1 rRNA gene is annotated in these 3079 nt (G+C 54.8%); it reads left to right on the top strand.

Annotation, left to right across the window (positions count from 1 at the left end):
• Positions 1-155 precede the first annotated feature (155 nt).
• A 23S ribosomal RNA gene (locus tag CVH10_RS16760) occupies positions 156-3042 on the top strand.
• The last annotated feature ends 37 nt before the right edge of the window (positions 3043-3079 follow it).

The raw sequence follows: 3079 nt of genomic DNA, 5'->3' as shown, positions 1-3079 counted from the left end.
CACGTTTGTGACTGTCGATTGACAGTCGCTCTTTAACAATGTGAATCATGCTGACAAAGTCCCTTCCCTACCCGGGGAAGGGCATGAGATACGTCTCAAGCGTATCCGGCAATTGTCGTGGTTGTCATCGCGGATCAGACCCCTTGGGGTTATATGGTCAAGCGATGAAGCGCACACGGTGGATGCCTTGGCAGTCAGAGGCGATGAAAGACGTGGAAGCCTGCGATAAGGTTCGGCGAGGTGGCAAACAACCTGCGACCCGGACATCTCTGAATGGGGAAACCCACCTATCGTCAGATAGGTATCGTGCACTGAATACATAGGTGCACGAGGCGAACCGGGGGAACTGAAACATCTAAGTACCCCGAGGAAAAGAAATCAACCGAGATTCCCCCAGTAGCGGCGAGCGAACGGGGACCAGCCCTTAAGCGGGTGAAAGGTTAGGCGAATGAGTTGGGAAACTCAGCGATACAGGGTGATAGCCCCGTAGTCGAAAGCCTGATCCCGTGAAATCGAGTAGGTCGGGGCACGTGAAACCCTGATTGAAGACGGGGGGACCATCCTCCAAGGCTAAATACTCCTGACTGACCGATAGTGAACCAGTACCGTGAGGGAAAGGCGAAAAGAACCCCGGAGAGGGGAGTGAAATAGACCCTGAAACCGTGTGCGTACAAGCAGTGGGAGCGGGCTCGTCCCGTGACCGCGTACCTTTTGTATAATGGGTCAGCGACTTATATTCAGTGGCGAGCTTAACCGTATAGGGGAGGCGTAGGGAAACCGAGTCTTAACTGGGCGACCAGTCGCTGGATATAGACCCGAAACCGGGCGATCTATCCATGAGCAGGTTGAAGGTTGAGTAACATCAACTGGAGGACCGAACCAGGATCTGTTGAAAAAGATTTGGATGACTTGTGGATCGGAGTGAAAGGCTAATCAAGCCCGGAGATAGCTGGTTCTCCTCGAAAGCTATTTAGGTAGCGCCTCACGTATCACCGCCGGGGGTAGAGCACTGTTTCGGCTAGGGGGTCATCCCGACTTACCAACCCGAGGCAAACTCCGAATACCGGTGAGTGCAGCGTGGGAGACACACAGCGGGTGCTAACGTCCGTTGTGAAAAGGGAAACAACCCAGACCGTCAGCTAAGGTCCCCAAATCCTGGTTAAGTGGGAAACGATGTGGGAAGGCTCAGACAGCTAGGAGGTTGGCTTAGAAGCAGCCATCCTTTAAAGAAAGCGTAATAGCTCACTAGTCGAGTCGGCCTGCGCGGAAGATGTAACGGGGCTCAAACCAGGTACCGAAGCTACGGGTGCATCGAATGATGCGCGGTAGAGGAGCGTCGTGTACGCCGACGAAGGTGAGTCGAGAGGCTTGCTGGAGGTATCACGAGTGCGAATGCTGACATGAGTAACGATAAGGGGGGTGAAAAACCTCCCCGCCGGAAGACCAAGGGTTTCTGTTCGACGCTAATCGGAGCAGAGTGAGTCGGCCCCTAAGGCGAGGCCGAAAGGCGTAGTCGATGGGAAACGGGTCAATATTCCCGTACTTCACTGTATTGCGATGGGGGGACGGAGAAGGCTAGGTGAGCCAGGCGTTGGTTGTCCTGGTGAAAGTCAGTAGGCTGGGGGATTAGGCAAATCCGGTTCCCCAAGGCCGAGAGACGAGACGAACAGACTACGGTCTGGAAGTCATCGATGCCACGCTCCCAGGAAAAGCCTCTAAGCTTCAGATACAGTGGAACCGTACCCCAAACCGACACAGGTGGTCAGGTAGAGAATACCAAGGCGCTTGAGAGAACTCGGGTGAAGGAACTAGGCAAAATGGTGCCGTAACTTCGGGAGAAGGCACGCCGGTATTAGGTGAAGCCCCTTGCGGGTGGAGCTGACGCCGGTCGAAGATACCAGGTGGCTGCAACTGTTTATTAAAAACACAGTACTCTGCAAACGCGTAAGCGGACGTATAGGGTATGACGCCTGCCCGGTGCCGGAAGGTTAATTGATGGTGTTAGCGTAAGCGAAGCTCCTGATCGAAGCCCCGGTAAACGGCGGCCGTAACTATAACGGTCCTAAGGTAGCGAAATTCCTTGTCGGGTAAGTTCCGACCTGCACGAATGGCGTAATGATGGCCACGCTGTCTCCACCCGAGACTCAGTGAAATTGAAATCGCAGTGAAGATGCTGTGTACCCGCGGCTAGACGGAAAGACCCCGTGAACCTTTACTACAGCTTCACACTGGACGCTGATGTTGCTTGTGTAGGATAGCTGGGAGGCTTGGAAACTCGGTCGCCAGATCGAGTGGAGCCAACCTTGAAATACCAGCCTGGCATCATTGGCGTTCTAACTCCGGTCCGTTATCCGGATCGAGGACCGTGTGTGGTGGGTAGTTTGACTGGGGCGGTCTCCTCCCAAAGCGTAACGGAGGAGCACGAAGGTACCCTCAGCACGGTTGGAAATCGTGCAATGAGTGCAAGAGCATAAGGGTGCTTGACTGCGAGACAGACACGTCGAGCAGGTACGAAAGTAGGTTCTAGTGATCCGGTGGTTCTGTATGGAAGGGCCATCGCTCAACGGATAAAAGGTACTCCGGGGATAACAGGCTGATACCGCCCAAGAGTTCACATCGACGGCGGTGTTTGGCACCTCGATGTCGGCTCATCACATCCTGGGGCTGAAGTCGGTCCCAAGGGTATGGCTGTTCGCCATTTAAAGTGGTACGCGAGCTGGGTTTAGAACGTCGTGAGACAGTTCGGTCCCTATCTGCCGTGGGCGTTGGAGATTTGAGAAGTGCTGCTCCTAGTACGAGAGGACCGGAGTGGACGACCCTCTGGTGTTCCGGTTGTCACGCCAGTGGCATCGCCGGGTAGCTATGGTCGGACGGGATAACCGCTGAAAGCATCTAAGCGGGAAGCCTCCTTCAAGATGAGATCTCCCCGAGGCCTCGAGCCTCCTGAAGGGCCCAGCGAGACGAGCTGGTTGATAGGTCGGGTGTGGAAGCGCTGCAAGGCGTTGAGCTAACCGATACTAATGGCCCGTGAGGCTTGACCATATAACACCCAAGTGGTCTGTGACTGACAACAGACGAC

Origin of the sequence: Halomonas sp. ND22Bw, from assembly GCF_003011945.1 — a bacterium.
GTDB lineage: Bacteria > Pseudomonadota > Gammaproteobacteria > Pseudomonadales > Halomonadaceae > Halomonas > Halomonas halophila.
The sequence above is the reverse complement of the archived record's forward strand: the minus strand, read 5'-3'. Positions and strand labels throughout refer to the sequence as shown.